At 40.8% G+C, this 13941-nt stretch carries 20 protein-coding genes; 18 read left to right on the top strand and 2 right to left on the bottom strand.

Annotated features, from left to right (window positions below; translation table 11 throughout):
* Positions 1 to 106: 106 nt before the first annotated feature.
* Entirely contained in the window at positions 107 to 553 is a 447-nt protein-coding gene (locus MKX62_RS20530) for a hypothetical protein (RefSeq protein ID WP_197485316.1), read from the bottom strand.
* Between the two features lie 121 nt (positions 554 to 674).
* Here MKX62_RS20530 and MKX62_RS20525 point away from each other — a divergent pair, with 121 nt between their 5' ends.
* The 4 genes from MKX62_RS20525 (at position 675) to MKX62_RS20510 (ending at position 4171) form a co-directional block, all read left to right on the top strand.
* A complete protein-coding gene (locus MKX62_RS20525; protein WP_340742611.1) occupies positions 675 to 1067 on the top strand; it encodes a pyridoxamine 5'-phosphate oxidase family protein in 393 nt (130 codons plus the stop codon).
* A gap of 461 nt (positions 1068 to 1528) precedes the next feature.
* Positions 1529 to 2596 carry an ABC transporter permease gene (locus MKX62_RS20520; RefSeq protein WP_340742179.1) on the top strand — a complete coding sequence of 356 codons (1068 nt, stop codon included), beginning with the start codon at positions 1529 to 1531 and terminating at the stop codon, positions 2594 to 2596.
* A gap of 3 nt (positions 2597 to 2599) precedes the next feature.
* A complete protein-coding gene (locus MKX62_RS20515; RefSeq protein ID WP_067209928.1) occupies positions 2600 to 3280 on the top strand; it encodes an ABC transporter ATP-binding protein in 681 nt (226 codons plus the stop codon).
* A gap of 54 nt (positions 3281 to 3334) precedes the next feature.
* Complete coding sequence (locus MKX62_RS20510; RefSeq protein WP_067209926.1) at positions 3335 to 4171, top strand: lipoate--protein ligase family protein; 837 nt, start codon at positions 3335 to 3337, stop codon at positions 4169 to 4171.
* A gap of 54 nt (positions 4172 to 4225) precedes the next feature.
* Here MKX62_RS20510 and MKX62_RS20505 read toward each other — a convergent pair whose 3' ends face one another.
* Positions 4226 to 5206 carry a DUF1385 domain-containing protein gene (locus MKX62_RS20505; RefSeq protein WP_340742178.1) on the bottom strand — a complete coding sequence of 327 codons (981 nt, stop codon included), beginning with the start codon at positions 5204 to 5206 and terminating at the stop codon, positions 4226 to 4228.
* A 129-nt stretch (positions 5207 to 5335) separates the two neighbouring features.
* Here MKX62_RS20505 and MKX62_RS20500 point away from each other — a divergent pair, with 129 nt between their 5' ends.
* The 14 genes from MKX62_RS20500 to nusB all read left to right on the top strand — a co-directional run bounded on the left by MKX62_RS20500 (position 5336) and on the right by nusB (position 13923).
* A complete protein-coding gene (locus MKX62_RS20500) occupies positions 5336 to 5764 on the top strand; it encodes a hypothetical protein (protein ID WP_067209921.1) in 429 nt (142 codons plus the stop codon).
* A 62-nt stretch (positions 5765 to 5826) separates the two neighbouring features.
* Positions 5827 to 6267: a type II 3-dehydroquinate dehydratase gene (aroQ, locus tag MKX62_RS20495; RefSeq protein ID WP_067209918.1), complete on the top strand. Its 441-nt coding sequence runs from the start codon at positions 5827 to 5829 to the stop codon at positions 6265 to 6267.
* Complete coding sequence (locus MKX62_RS20490) at positions 6221 to 7330, top strand: M24 family metallopeptidase (RefSeq protein WP_304626826.1); 1110 nt, start codon at positions 6221 to 6223, stop codon at positions 7328 to 7330. Before aroQ ends, MKX62_RS20490 begins: the two co-directional genes overlap by 47 nt.
* A 25-nt stretch (positions 7331 to 7355) precedes the next feature.
* Positions 7356 to 7913 carry an elongation factor P gene (efp, locus tag MKX62_RS20485; RefSeq protein WP_067209913.1) on the top strand — a complete coding sequence of 186 codons (558 nt, stop codon included), beginning with the start codon at positions 7356 to 7358 and terminating at the stop codon, positions 7911 to 7913.
* A 134-nt stretch (positions 7914 to 8047) separates the two neighbouring features.
* Positions 8048 to 8257, top strand: coding sequence for a SpoIIIAC/SpoIIIAD family protein (locus MKX62_RS20480; RefSeq protein ID WP_067209912.1), 210 nt, complete (start codon positions 8048 to 8050; stop codon positions 8255 to 8257).
* Positions 8236 to 8634, top strand: coding sequence for a SpoIIIAC/SpoIIIAD family protein (locus MKX62_RS20475; protein ID WP_156476044.1), 399 nt, complete (start codon positions 8236 to 8238; stop codon positions 8632 to 8634). Before MKX62_RS20480 ends, MKX62_RS20475 begins: the two co-directional genes overlap by 22 nt.
* A 15-nt stretch (positions 8635 to 8649) precedes the next feature.
* Positions 8650 to 9549 (top strand): stage III sporulation protein AE, encoded by a 900-nt coding sequence (locus tag MKX62_RS20470; protein ID WP_340742177.1) that lies wholly within the window; start codon positions 8650 to 8652, stop codon positions 9547 to 9549.
* An 8-nt stretch (positions 9550 to 9557) separates the two neighbouring features.
* Positions 9558 to 9725, top strand: a complete 168-nt coding sequence (locus tag MKX62_RS20465) for a hypothetical protein (protein WP_156476043.1) — start codon at positions 9558 to 9560, stop codon at positions 9723 to 9725.
* Between the two features lie 22 nt (positions 9726 to 9747).
* A complete protein-coding gene (locus tag MKX62_RS20460) occupies positions 9748 to 10218 on the top strand; it encodes a hypothetical protein (RefSeq protein ID WP_187044998.1) in 471 nt (156 codons plus the stop codon).
* Complete coding sequence (locus tag MKX62_RS20455; RefSeq protein WP_067209902.1) at positions 10205 to 10750, top strand: SpoIIIAH-like family protein; 546 nt, start codon at positions 10205 to 10207, stop codon at positions 10748 to 10750. The genes MKX62_RS20460 and MKX62_RS20455 overlap by 14 nt, the downstream gene beginning before the upstream one ends.
* 389 nt (positions 10751 to 11139) lie before the next feature.
* Positions 11140 to 11649 (top strand): acetyl-CoA carboxylase biotin carboxyl carrier protein, encoded by a 510-nt coding sequence (accB, locus tag MKX62_RS20450; RefSeq protein WP_340742176.1) that lies wholly within the window; start codon positions 11140 to 11142, stop codon positions 11647 to 11649.
* Between the two features lie 13 nt (positions 11650 to 11662).
* Entirely contained in the window at positions 11663 to 13009 is a 1347-nt protein-coding gene (accC, locus tag MKX62_RS20445) for an acetyl-CoA carboxylase biotin carboxylase subunit (protein ID WP_340742175.1), read from the top strand.
* Positions 13010 to 13026: 17 nt separating this feature from the next.
* A complete protein-coding gene (locus tag MKX62_RS20440) occupies positions 13027 to 13428 on the top strand; it encodes an Asp23/Gls24 family envelope stress response protein (RefSeq protein ID WP_067209894.1) in 402 nt (133 codons plus the stop codon).
* A gap of 114 nt (positions 13429 to 13542) precedes the next feature.
* A complete protein-coding gene (gene nusB / locus MKX62_RS20435; protein WP_067209891.1) occupies positions 13543 to 13923 on the top strand; it encodes a transcription antitermination factor NusB in 381 nt (126 codons plus the stop codon).
* The last annotated feature ends 18 nt before the right edge of the window (positions 13924 to 13941 follow it).

Raw genomic sequence — 13941 nt, 5'->3', positions numbered from 1 at the left:
TTAATCCCTCCTTTTATAATTCGGATTTCGGTCATGTGGTGTTATCGCAGGAAGTAAAAGTGGCAAGATACTTTTTCACTAGAAGAGAGCGGAGTGAGTAAGGTACTTAGTTGTCCTTCGACTTAGCTAGTAAATAACCTAATATATAACCATAAATAATATGCCCAGCCATCCAGTATGAAAAAGAAGGAAAACTCCTGAAGTCTGGTGTTTTGTCTGAAAAGGTTGTTGTAGGAAAAAGGGCGATACCGATAATGAGGCAGACAGTAGTAGCCGTAACTATGATTTGCTTTCGGGAAGATATTTTTAGGTGAACAAACAACAGATACAAACAAATTGCTAAAGCGATTGAGACGAGTAGGTGAAAACCTACTTCAATTAGTTCTGGAAAAGCGAACGTGTTGATATAAGGAATATAATCGACGTTTAATAACAGTGTGTAAACTGTTAAGTGAGTAATTAGTTCAACGCCTTTCAAAAATGTTGCTAAAACTAAACCGGAGAGTAATCCGTATAAAATAGCATTTTTCAATCCTGTCTTTGTTAAAATCATGCCATCATTCCTTTTAAATTTTTCCATGTACACAAACTGTGTTTAGCTTCTTAATTAGTGAGGCAAACTACAATAATGTTGAAAAAAGGGAGTAGATCATTATGAATGCAAAAAAACAGCGCTGAAAATCCTAAAAGAAAGCTTCGTGGGTACGATGGCGACTATTCAACAGAATAAGCCCCATACAAGATACATGACGTTTTTCAGTGATGAATTTATACTATACACCGCAACATCGAAAAAAACGCAGAAAGTGGATGAACTTGAAAATAATCCATATACGCACATATTAATCGGCTACGATGGTAAAGGTATTGGAGATGACTATCTAGAAATTGAAGGGACTGTCACTATTTCAGACGATGAAAGCTTTAAAGAGAAGGTTTGGAATAAGCATATGGCATCATGGTTTAGTGGTCCAGAAGATCCGAATCTCATCATTTTGAAAGTTTTACCCGATTCAATACGCTTAATGAATAACAATGGTGAAGAACCGCAAATGATTGAATTATGAATAGCGGGTGTCGGCTAAACAAGCCGGTGCCTTATTTTTGATCAATAGGATTGCCAAAAAAATTCTTAGTTGCATAGTCGATTGCACTCGTGCCGATAAGGTGAATATCGGTGCGCTCATTTTTTAGGGCTAATTTTTCGTGTATTTATAATAGATTGGAATCCTTTTTAAAGGAAATAGTTGTTTACGCTCTGACTATTCAAAGGGGAAAAGGTTACGGGATAGGGTTTAAATCTGCAATATGCATATAGAAACAGTATTATGGAAGAAGTGTTACTGTCCGAACAAGCTAAATTACGACTATCGATGCTGTCGGTTAATCCGTATACATATCCTAAATAGAGAAACAAGTTAGACTAGATTAGTCTTCCTCATAGGATATAGAACTTGTAAAATTGTATGAAACGAAGTGTAAGCCGATTTATGGTATATTACTATATAAAAAGAATGGATGTGAGTCAATGTTTTTAGCTTGGAATGAAATTAAAAAGAATAAATTGCGATTTACATTAATCATAGGAATATTAATGCTCGTTTCATATTTAGTATTCTTTCTATCAGGTCTCGCAAATGGCTTGGAAAATATGAATCGAGAATCCGTCGACAAATGGGAAGCGACATCAATCATTTTGACTGAGGAATCAGACAGAAGTATGAATCAATCATCTCTTAAACTGGCTGATGTGGATAATATCGATACAAAGGAAATTGCTGTAATTGGTCAAATAAATGCTATCGCAGGAAATGGAGATCAGAAGAGCAACGTCTCTATTTTTGGGATAAATAAAGATGAATTCATAATGCCAAAGGTTACGGAAGGAGAAGTATTTGCAGGCAGTAACGAAGTGGTCGCGAGTGATGCATTAAAGGAAGACGGATTTAAAGTAGGCGATGAATTGCAACTATCTTCCTCCGATGAAGTTTTAACAATTGTCGGATTCACAGACAAAGCGCGATTTAATGCAGCTCCAGTACTTTATAGTGACCTTACCACTTTCCAACGGGTCAAGTTTGGAGAAGCGGCTGAGGCGAATAAGGAAAGCATAAATGGAATTGTTGTCCGAACTGGGGATACTTCAGGTCTCATTCGGGATGATTCACTCGAAGCTATTGAGATTGAAACTTTCATACGGAGTTTACCTGGTTATACAGAACAGAATTTGACGTTGAATTTCATGATCTATTTCTTGTTTGTTATTTCGGCGGTCATCGTAGCAATTTTCTTGTACGTATTGACAGTCCAGAAGATAAGTATGTTTGGTGTTATGAAAGCACAAGGCATCTCGAATAGGTATCTGTCTCGCTCAGTCGTTGCACAGACATTCCTATTGTCGGCAATTGGTGTAGCCATAGGTTTTGGATTCGCGTTAATTACGGGAGCATTTTTACCAAGTGCGGTGCCTGTTGCATTTGACCTTGTAAGTATGCTCATCTATGGACTGATTCTGATTGCCGTTGCGATATTGGGCGCATTGTTCTCGGTCCTTACAATTGTGCGAATCGATCCATTGAAAGCGATAGGAGGATAAATGATGGCAGTTTTAGAATTAATTCAAGTGAAAAAAACATTTGGCAGCGGTCATAAACAAGTTGAAGCAATGAAGGCAACTGACTTCATTGCAGAAAGAGGAGAACTTATCGCAATTATCGGTCCTTCAGGTTCGGGCAAAAGCACATTCCTTACGATTGTGGGCGGGCTTCTTACGCCTACTTCAGGAGATGTAATAATTAACGATAAGAATCTTGCGGATTTAAATGAAAAGGAACGGTCAAAAATTCGGCTGAAGGAAATTGGATTCATTTTACAGGCGTCTAATCTTGTCCCATTCCTAACTGTCGCAAATCAATTAAAACTGTTGGATCAAGTGAAAAAAGACAATATGACAAAAAAACAACTCGAAGAACTCTATGAAGACTTGGGAATTGGTGACTTGCGTTCTAAATATCCAGCTGATTTGTCCGGTGGTGAACGTCAGCGAGTGGCAATTGCCAAAGCACTTTATAGTAATCCATCTATTATTTTAGCTGATGAACCAACGGCTTCCCTAGACTCAGATCGTGCCTATGAAGTGATGGAACTGTTGAAAAATGAAACTAAGAATAAGAACACTACGACTATTGTGGTCACGCATGATACACGTTTAGTTGGCTATTGTGACAAGGTATATAACATGACGGATGGTGTTTTGATCTTAGATGATGAAAATAGATAGCTTAAGTGTTGAAGGGAATGTTAAAATGATAGTCGTTGTGAAGGGGGAATTCGGATGGGGAAAAAGGTTTGGCACTTCATTAATTCAGGGAAATGCCGCGCTTCGTTCAACATGGCGCTCGACGAAGCATTGCTGGAATGGCATAGTAAAGGGGAAATTGGTCCAGTGCTTCGATTTTATGAATGGGAGCCGGCGACACTGTCGATTGGTTATTTTCAAAGTGTTGAAAAAGAAATAAATTTGGATGAAGTGAAAAAACATGGGCTTGGTTTCGTCAGGCGACCTACTGGAGGAAGAGGCGTTCTCCATGAACATGAACTTACATACAGCGTAATTGTCAGTGAAAGTTATCCGAATATGCCTGAAACGGTTACGGAAGCATACCGCGTTATTTCGGGTGGTGTGCTTGAAGGGTTCCGTAATCTTGGGCTGGATGCAACATTTTCAGTGCCCCAAACGGCGCAACAGAGCGATGATTTAAAAAAACCAAAAAGCGCCGTGTGTTTTGATGCGCCTAGTTGGTATGAACTTGTTGTTGAAGGAAAGAAAGTGGCTGGCAGTGCGCAGACGAGACAGAAAGGTGTCATTTTGCAGCACGGTGCGATACTTCTAAGTCTGGATGTTGATAAGCTCGTTTCCCTTTTTACATTCAAGTCAGAAGTGCAGCGTGAACAAATGCGTACAAGCTTGCCTGAGAAAGCGGTAGCGATCGATAGATTGGTTGACCGTCCAGTGACGGTTAGCGAATGTGCGGACGCGTTTTCAAAAGGATTTGAATTAGCGCTCGATATGGAACTGGAACCTATGGAATTAACAGAGCAACAGCTCCAATATGTCTTCGAAATTGAACGTACTAAATATGCAAATGACGACTGGACATTTAAGAAATAATACCTAATTAAATGAAAAAGCGGAAGTAGCCATAATTGGCAGCTTCCGCTTTTCTTAAGTTACAGGAACAGTTTCTGTTTCTGTTTCAGAATCGCTCTTCGTTACAACTTCCATAGCCACAGCGCCATGCTCTTCAATCTCTAACAATCTTTCGAATGAAGCAATTGCAACTTCTACTTGCTTGTCGTCCGGATCTTTTGTCGTCAATAACTGAAGCCACAATCCAGGATAACCTAAATATTTCAGTACTGGAACGTTACGAAGTGAGTTTGTTAATTGTAAAACCTCGAAAGAAATACCAAGCACAACCGGAATAAGAAGAATCCGGTTCACAATGCGTAACCAAAATGGGTCGGTCGGCACGAGGAAGTAGACAAACATCCCAACAATTACAGTGAATAGCATGAAACTACTGCCGCAACGGAAATGAAGTCTTGACTGTGCCTGAACATTTTCGACTGTCATGGGCAAATTGTTTTCATAAGCGTTGATTACTTTATGCTCAGCCCCGTGATATTGGAATACCCGTTTAATAAGGGGAGTCATCGAGATGAGGGAAACATACGTCAGTAACAAAATAAGTTTGAACAAACTTTCAAGTAAAATTTGGGCAGTTTTCCCTGGAGCAACAAACTGCAATGCTTGTGCAAGAAAAACTGGGATAAGTGTGAAAACAAATTTCCCGAAAAGCAGAGATAATACTCCGACCGCAGCGACACCAAGAACCATCGCTAATTTTGAAGTCTCTTCTTCCTTTTCTATTTCTTCTCCCGGCATTACATCGTACCGTTCGCTCGAAAATGTTAAATGCCGCGATCCGACGCCAGCGGATTCGATTAATGCAACTATCCCCCGAACAAATGGGATTTTTTTCAGTTTCATCCGGACACTATTCTTTTCTTTAGGCAGATGGAAGTAATCGATTGTATCGTCCTTCCGTCTAATTGCCGCCACAGTATGATTTTTACCGCCAAACATTACCCCTTCGACAAGTGCTTGTCCCCCGTAAGCGGGAGGTTGTTGTTCTTTTCCCATACATTTACCCACGCTTTCTTTTATATCAACTAAATCCTATAATTCATTATACTAAAAAACAGCCATACACTCCACAATGATGTTTAAAATGTTCTGAACCTCCCGACACTTTGTATAGGAGGGATTTTCATGATTAATAAAACATTAATATGGACCGCGCTAATTGGCGCCATTTTCACTACAATAGCACTAAAATTTTTGCAGTCATTTAATTTTATAAGCTGGTCGCCTGTTGGCTGGGCAAAAAAGTGGCAGTTGTTCGCTTCGGCACATTTCACAATCAAATGGGCTTTGCTTTTTGTAGCGCTAGTATTGTTATATATTATTGTTTATTTTGCGGTTTCATTCACAACGTCAATTCCTCCATCTATTACTGCCTTAATCATCGGAATTATCGTTGTTTTTGCAGTCGAATGGACGATTGGCTCACCGAAAACGCCTTTAGAAGCTATAAAATCCATATCACTCCCATATTTTGCCGTTATGGCTATAGTTTTCAGGTTTATTACTGGTACGGCCGTTTTTATGAAGAAACTTTCGGATGAAAGTGTAAAATGAGTTGCTACAAAAGAACGATATGATAAAATGGGATAGACAACGGTGAGGGGAATGGTGTGGCGATGAAGTTACTAATTCTGAACGGACCCAATCTTAACAGGCTCGGAAAGAGAGAGCCGGGTATTTATGGCGCAGAAACATTGGAAGACGTTGAACGTAAATTAGACAAAGTGGCTTTGTTACATGGTGTTGAACTATCATTCTTCCAATCTAACTGGGAGGGTGCTTTAATCGACCGAATCCATGAAGCAGAAGACGCTGGCTTGGATGGTATTGTCTTCAATCCAGGTGCGTTTACGCATTATAGTATCGCTCTGCGTGATGCTGTCGCGTCTGTTGATGTACCTGTCATCGAAATCCATATTTCGAACATACATAGCCGTGAACCGTTCAGAGAGACATCCGTTATTGCGCCAGTCTGTATCGGCCAGTTAGCTGGATTCGGCACGGACGGATATGAACTCGCCTTCCACGCTTTCCTTCTCCGGGGAAAAGGGGTATGAAACTGTGAAATTGACAAAACTACGTGAACTGTTAACAGAAAATGGCATTGATGCACTACTCGTTACGAACTCGTACAACCGTCGTTATATGACTGGCTTCACGGGGACAGCAGGACTTGCTCTTATCTCGTCTGACGATGCAGTGTTCATTACAGATTTCCGTTATACTGAACAGGCGGAACGAGAAATCAATGGCTTCCGCATCGTTCAGCATACGACTACCATCATTGAAGAAGTGGCCGAGCAAGCGAAAAACATGAAGCTTCGGACAATCGGTTTTGAAAAAGATGATATGTCATTTGGTCTTTACGAACTATATAATGGAAAAGTCGAAGCGGAGCTAAAACCTGTTTCGGGACTCGTCGAAAAACTGCGTATGGTGAAAACAGAAGATGAGCTAGCTATTTTGAAAAAAGCAGCTAAAATTGCAGATGATGCATTCACGCATATTTGTACATTTATCAAGCCGGGCGTGACGGAATTAGAAGTCTCAAATGAACTTGAGTTTGCGATGCGTAAACAAGGGGCAACTTCATCTTCCTTCTCAATTATCGTGGCATCTGGTTTACGCGGAGCACTTCCACACGGAGTTGCAACGGACAAAGTAATCGAATCAGGAGATCTTGTTACGCTCGATTTCGGCGCATTGTATGAAGGGTATATTTCTGACATTACGCGTACTGTCGCTGTCGGTGAACCTTCTGATAAACTGAAAGAGATTTACGCAGTGACTCTTGCAGCACAAGAACTTGCTTTAAAAGAGATTAAACCGGGTATGACAGGAATAGAAGCGGATGCAATTGCACGCGATTACATCAAATCTAAAGGCTACGGTGAAGCATTTGGTCATTCAACGGGACATGGTATCGGTCTTGAAGTACACGAAGGACCGGCATTATCTTTCCGTTCTGGAACGGTACTTGAGCCAAATATGGTTGTCACAGTTGAGCCAGGTATCTATCTGCCTGGAATCGGCGGTGTCCGTATCGAGGACGATATCATTATGACGCAAAATGGTAACGAACGTTTAACACATTCAACAAAAGAACTACTTATCTTATAATCTATTATCAATTGGAGGAATCATCTTGATTTCAGTAAACGACTTTAAAACAGGATTAACAATCGAATTTGACGGGGATATTTGGCGCGTAATGGATTTCCAACACGTTAAACCAGGTAAAGGCGCGGCGTTCGTTCGTTCGAAACTGCGCAACTTACGTTCAGGCAACGTCAATGAAAAAACGTTCCGTGCTGGAGAAAAAGTTGCGAAAGCACAAATTGATAACCGCCGCATGCAATATTTGTATGCAAATGGAGACGAGCATGTCTTTATGGATAACGAATCGTACGAACAAATTGAACTTCCAGAGAAGCAGATTGAAGACGAATTGAAGTTCCTAAAAGAAAATATGGAAGTTCATGTTATCTTGTTTAAAGATGAAGTACTTGGTGTTGAACTACCTGTAACAGTTGTTCTTGAAGTTGCAGAAACTGAGCCGGGTATTAAAGGCGATACAGCGAGCGGTGGTTCTAAACCAGCTAAAATGGAAACTGGCGTTGTTGTACAAGTGCCATTCTTCGTTAACATCGGAGATAAACTTATCATCAACACAGTGGAATCTGAATACGTTTCTCGCGCATAAGGAAGAATCGTTCTTTTTGCCAGTTTACTTTATGAAACTCAAAAAACACCTTGCATTCCAAATCGGATGCAAGGTGTTTTTTTGCATATGACAGTTCCCCTGCACATAGGATAGTGCAATGGGGGGAATACCGGATGGAACTAAATGATTTGCTACGCGTTGCCGGTATCGGATTAGTCATCGGTTTTCTGCATATCTTTTTCGAACAAACTGGCAGGAAAGAGTTTTCCTTTTTTCTTTTTTTCATCGCTTATATCTATATCACTGCTGAAATGCTCCGCTTCCTGAAGATTTTTTTCACTGAAATCACGGAGTTTTTCCAGTGGTTGTCGATGTCAGTCTGATGTTAACCTTAATTCAGTTAATTGTTGTCTTCCTTATTCTCCTCCTCATTTCATTTACTGTACCTAAATTGCAGCCAATTTTGTATGCATCTATTTTTTTCTATTTTCTCTTCCACCTGCTTAATACAATCGTCTTTCCGTTCGGGAAATATTTTGTCGCTTTGTTTGAACCATTACCAGATCCATTTGCGAAATTATTAATCGGCAGTGCCATTCTGTTTTATGTCTCTGAGCTCATCGCAAAACATATCGAAGAGGCAGGATACGGCTCACTTGCCGCAGTAGCTCATTTCGCTGTAAAAATTGTCATACTGACTTTGTGGATGCAGCAGACGTCCGCATTAATCGAAATCCTTTCAAAACTCATTACAAAATGAACAGGCGGGGCATCCATGATTTCTTTTATAGAATCGATACTCGGAACCGTATTGTCAAGCTTTGTCATTATCATCATTGCAACTTTTATGGCATTGTTGGTAGATTTTTTGTTCCCATCGTTTGCAAAATGGACGAGGATGATTTTGATATTTATTGTTGTAACGGTTGTATTGCAACCCGCATTTGAACATCTAACTCTCATTCGTGATATTGCAAACTCGATATCGATGATGTTCATTTCTATTTATCCGATATTGACTGCCAGCATGGTTGCTGCGGGTGGAGCATTCAGTATGCTGAACTTTCAGCCTGCAATGCTGTTATTTGCAAATGGTGCAATTGTCCTCACGGAGAAAGTACTAATACCACTTTTAACAGCTGCACTTATCTTAGATCTTGTATCTAGGATACTACCGGCCGTTCCGTTTACTAAAATGGCAGATTTAATTCGGACGACCCTTCTGGGAACGGTTTCGGCCGTCGTTGCAGCTTACTCCATTTTTATAACCGTGGGGGGCACGATGACTTGGGCGCTCACTGGGCTAGCGAGCGAACCTATTAAAGAGCTGATACGTCAAAACGTCCCCCTTATTGGTTCATTTATGACCGAAAGCTTGGGAACGATGGGTCGCTATTCGTCGGGGGCGAGTGTTTTCGCTGGAGGTTGGCTTATATCGGCAATTTGGACTGTTGCACTCATTCCATCGTTTAAAACACTCCTTACCGCGTTTTTCTACAGATGGACCGCAGCACTCATTGAACCATTTGCGAATGAAGATATCACTGGAATTTTGGACGATATTGGTAGAACGTTATTTGTGTTATGTGCTGTTTCTTTTTTAATAGCTTTTGCGTTTATCTATACTGCACTTTTTTCAATAATCCTTGTGAAGTTGATTACTACGATGAAATGAGGCGTGGAATGGAGTCTTTTTTAATAGGTGTTCTTCTTATCACCCTTTTGGCTTCAACAATTCTGTTGTTATTTCCAAATGAAACAGAAGAAAATTTCCTGCCAATTGTTAAACTCGCTATGGGCATTTGGATGATTCAATCATTCTTCAAGATTTTTGGTCATAGCCTTCTATGAAACTGCATAAAATGATTCATTGATGACAGGTCGTACAAGCGGCACAATGAGTGGAAATGGTGATAATATGCACAAACCAACAAGGAAAACCCATACGATCCTCCTCGGGACGATTGTTCTCCTGGTCATCATTTTCATCAATTCTAGTCTTGGGGTCATCGGGGGGGAGAAGGGAAAGAGGGAGGAGAGCGGGGAATTTGCAGCACTACAAGAGGCGCTGATGAAAATTGAAGGGATCGGGGAAATTTCGTTATATTTCCATTATGAAAATAGGGAGTCTACTAATCAGCTAACCGATTACTTTTCAACGTCCACTGCATCGGCTAAAAAGGGAAGTGAGCTACAAGGCGTTCTTGTCGTTGCGGAAGGTGCGGAAGACTTCAAAATTCAAAACGAACTATCGAAGATCCTGTCAACCGTCCTCCAGCTGCCCGAACATCGAATTGTCATCGCTAAAATGAATAATAGGGGGAACACTAATGAGAACGAATAAAAGAACAGTATGGTTTTTAACATTGCTCAGTCTAGTTGCAGTCATTTCCATCTATTACATCAAGGAAAAATCACCAATGCCGTTCGATGGGATCAACATTTTTAAAGACTCAGAAAGCGCTGTACAACTGGTCGAAAATTCGAATGATGCAGAAAAAACACAACCAGTCTTCGCAGAAGCAGTTGTGTTCGAAGAAATGCGAATGCAGATCCGTGATGAACGAAGCAAAATTGGGGAGCAATTGTTGTCTAAAATATTAACGTCTGATACAGCCGAAGAAAAAAACAAGGTGTACGAAGAGATGGGTCAGCTGACTAAACGCGAATCGGCTGAGGCGCTAATGGAATTACAAATTAAAGCAATGGGATATCCTGAAGCATTTGTCTACAATGAAGACGGTGCAGTAAAAATTACTGTCCTTTCCAACGAAGGCCATTCATCTAAAATGGCGGAAGAGATTACTCATTACGTCATGACGAGCTGGAAAGACGCAAAAGCAGTGAATATTACTTTTACTGGTGACATGGAATGAATATGGAAAATGAAGGCCCTAAATAGGGTCTTTTTTTTATTATATAGGAGATAATAAAATATCATACTGTCTAGAAGTTGTAACGTAGAGATTTTACGTCTAGACTCCAGCGCCTATCCCTTGGCCCACACGACGTGGGTCATGCAGCTATTGCAACAGGATGTCGCGGAATTAAACTGCCTTCCTCTGTCACTTTAGGCCATTGCCTACAGACCTTCCGGCTGAGACTGAACTTCATCCCTCCTACATATCTGGGCTAAACATACGCATATGCTTTTGTTCTTTAACAGCAAACTTTAATGTAAATAACCATTATCTATTTCAATATGGGACGAAAACAGCTAAAATAGTTAAAGAACATAATTATAATGGAGTCAGGAGAATCGATCATGCTAAAAATTCAAGAAATCCGTGAAATTATTAAACTAATTGATCAATCTTCAATTGAAAAATTCACTTATGAATCAGATGGTGCAAAACTCGTATTAAAAAAAGGTAGTGCGCCACAAGCTGCAGTAGCTACAACAGTTGTCGAACAAGAACAATCTGTTCAACAGGGAGTGTCTGCTGAGCAAGTTCAGAGAACAGAAGAAGTAATTGCTCCTCAACAGGTAACACCAGTTGTACCCGTTGTTGAAGTACAAGTGGAAGATCCATCGCTGCACAAAATTACATCACCGATGGTTGGAACATTCTATTCAGCATCGTCCCCTGATGTACCAGCTTATGTACAAAAAGGTGATAGCGTGAAATCGGAAGCTATCGTGTGCATCGTAGAAGCAATGAAGCTATTCAATGAAATTGAAGCGGAAGTTTCAGGGGAAATCGTTGAGATTCTCGTAAAAGACGGTCAGCTCGTTGAATACGGACAACCTCTCTTCCTTGTAAGAGCTAATTAAGGAGGAATGAAAAATGAAGAAGGTTTTAATAGCTAATCGCGGTGAAATTGCCGTACGTATTATCAGGGCTTGTAAAGAACTTGGTATGAAAACAGTCGCGGTTTATTCAGAAGCTGATCAGGAAGCTCTTCATGTCGAATTAGCAGATGAAGCTTATTGCGTCGGTCCAAAATTATCTAAAGACAGCTACCTAAATTTTTCAAATATCATCAGTGTTGCAAAACTAACTGGTTGCGATGGAATTCATCCGGGATATGGTTTCCTAGCGGAAAATGCGAGTTTCGCCGAACTATGTGAAGAGGTTAACATTGAATTTATTGGACCTACTGCGGACAATATTTCACGGATGGGTACGAAAGACGTAGCACGTGAAACAATGCGAGAAGCAGGTGTTCCAATTGTTCCAGGTTCTACTGGAATCGTTGCTGATGAACAAGATGGTCTCCGAATCGCTGAAGAAATCGGTTTCCCAGTTATCATCAAAGCTACAGCAGGCGGCGGCGGTAAAGGAATTCGTGTTGCAAGGGATGCTGAAGAGTTAATCAATGGGATCAAAATCACTCAAAAAGAGGCTGCTGCTGCATTCGGCAATCCTGGCGTCTACATTGAGAAGTTTATTGAAGTGTTCCGCCATATCGAAGTTCAAATACTTGCTGATAAATATGGTAATACAATTCATTTAGGAGAACGTGATTGTTCGATTCAGCGCAGAATGCAAAAGCTTGTTGAAGAAGGGCCATCTCCGGCTCTGACACCTGAACTGAGATTAGCAGTAGGCGACGCGGCGGTCAAAGCGGCAGAAGCTGTCAATTACGAGGGTGCTGGAACAGTTGAATTCATTTTCGATCATATCAATCAAAAATTCTACTTCATGGAAATGAATACGCGAATCCAAGTAGAACACACGATTACAGAGATGATTACAGGAATTGATTTGGTTCAACAGCAACTGAAAATTGCGTCAGGTGAAAAACTTGCCTATCGCCAAGAAGATATTAAAATCAATGGTTGGTCAATCGAATGCCGCATCAACGCAGAAAATCCGTCGAAAAACTTTATGCCTTCACCGGGGAAAGTAACTATGTACATGCCTCCAGGCGGCTTTGGTGTTCGGGTAGATTCTGCCATGTATACGGGCTATTCAATCCCGCCGTTTTACGATTCGATGGTTGCGAAACTAATTGTTCATGCAGATACAAGGGAAGAAGCGGTAGCTAAGATGAAACGTGCACTTGATGAATTTATCATTGAGGGTGTCGAAACAACTATCCCGTTCCACTTGAAGCTTATGGATAATGAAGTCTTCAAATCAGGAGATTTCGATACGAAATTTCTTGAAAGATACACGATTATGAACTGAAAGGGAGGGGACTTGGAATGACTGATAAAACAATTCCAACATTCGTCGGGATGGCTCCGGCGGGGGATGGTGAGCTCGGACGTGTCCAGCTTGCTCCCGAAGTTCTTGAAGTGATTATCGGAATTGCGACGACGGAAGTAAAAGGCGTCGCGAATACAAGAGGAAACTTTGCCACTGGAGTTGCGGAAAAGTTCGGTAAAGTGAACCATGGGAAAGGGGTCAAAACGGAATGGTCTGAAGAGGGTCTGACGATTGACGTATATTGCGTTGTCGAATACGGCTATTCTGTACCTGCCATTGCCGTGGATATCCAAAAGCAAATTCGTCATGCAATTTTCCACATGACTTCCCTTGAAACGAAAGAAGTCAATGTCCATATTACAGGGATCCAGTTTGAGGCTGGAGCGGAAACGGAATGATCTGAAAAGCATCGTCCAGCCGGATGATGCTTTTCAACTTGTCTTACTGTATCCGGCAACCTGTTTATGCTATGATAATGCCCTAGAGATATGGTAGTGGAGGAGAATAAGAAGATGAAACGAAGAGAAGCACGTGAAAAAGCAGTACAAACCCTTTTTCAACTTGATAATACAGAATTGAGTGTAGATGAAGCAATTAACTACATTGTTGAAGAACCAGCAAATCGTTTTTATGAACAGCTTGTACGGGGAACTGTGCAAAATAAAGAAGCAATAGATGAGGTCCTCACAGGAAAACTGGAACACTGGTCATTGGACCGACTTCCGAAAATTGAGCGGACTGTTTTGAGAATCGCAGTTTATGAATTGCTGTTCAATGAGGAAGTACCACATAGAGTAGTCTTGAATGAGGCAATCGAGCTATGTAAAATATTCGGCGATGAAAAATCAGGCCGTTTTGTGAACGGTGTACTATCCAAGTTTGAAGAAAAATAATTGAAACCATTTGGAGGT

The sequence above is a fragment of the Sporosarcina sp. FSL K6-5500 genome (assembly GCF_038005665.1).
In the GTDB taxonomy this organism is placed as follows: Bacteria; Bacillota; Bacilli; order Bacillales_A; family Planococcaceae; genus Sporosarcina; species Sporosarcina psychrophila.
Note: the sequence above shows the minus strand (reverse complement) of the source record. Positions and strands in the feature narration are given on the sequence as shown.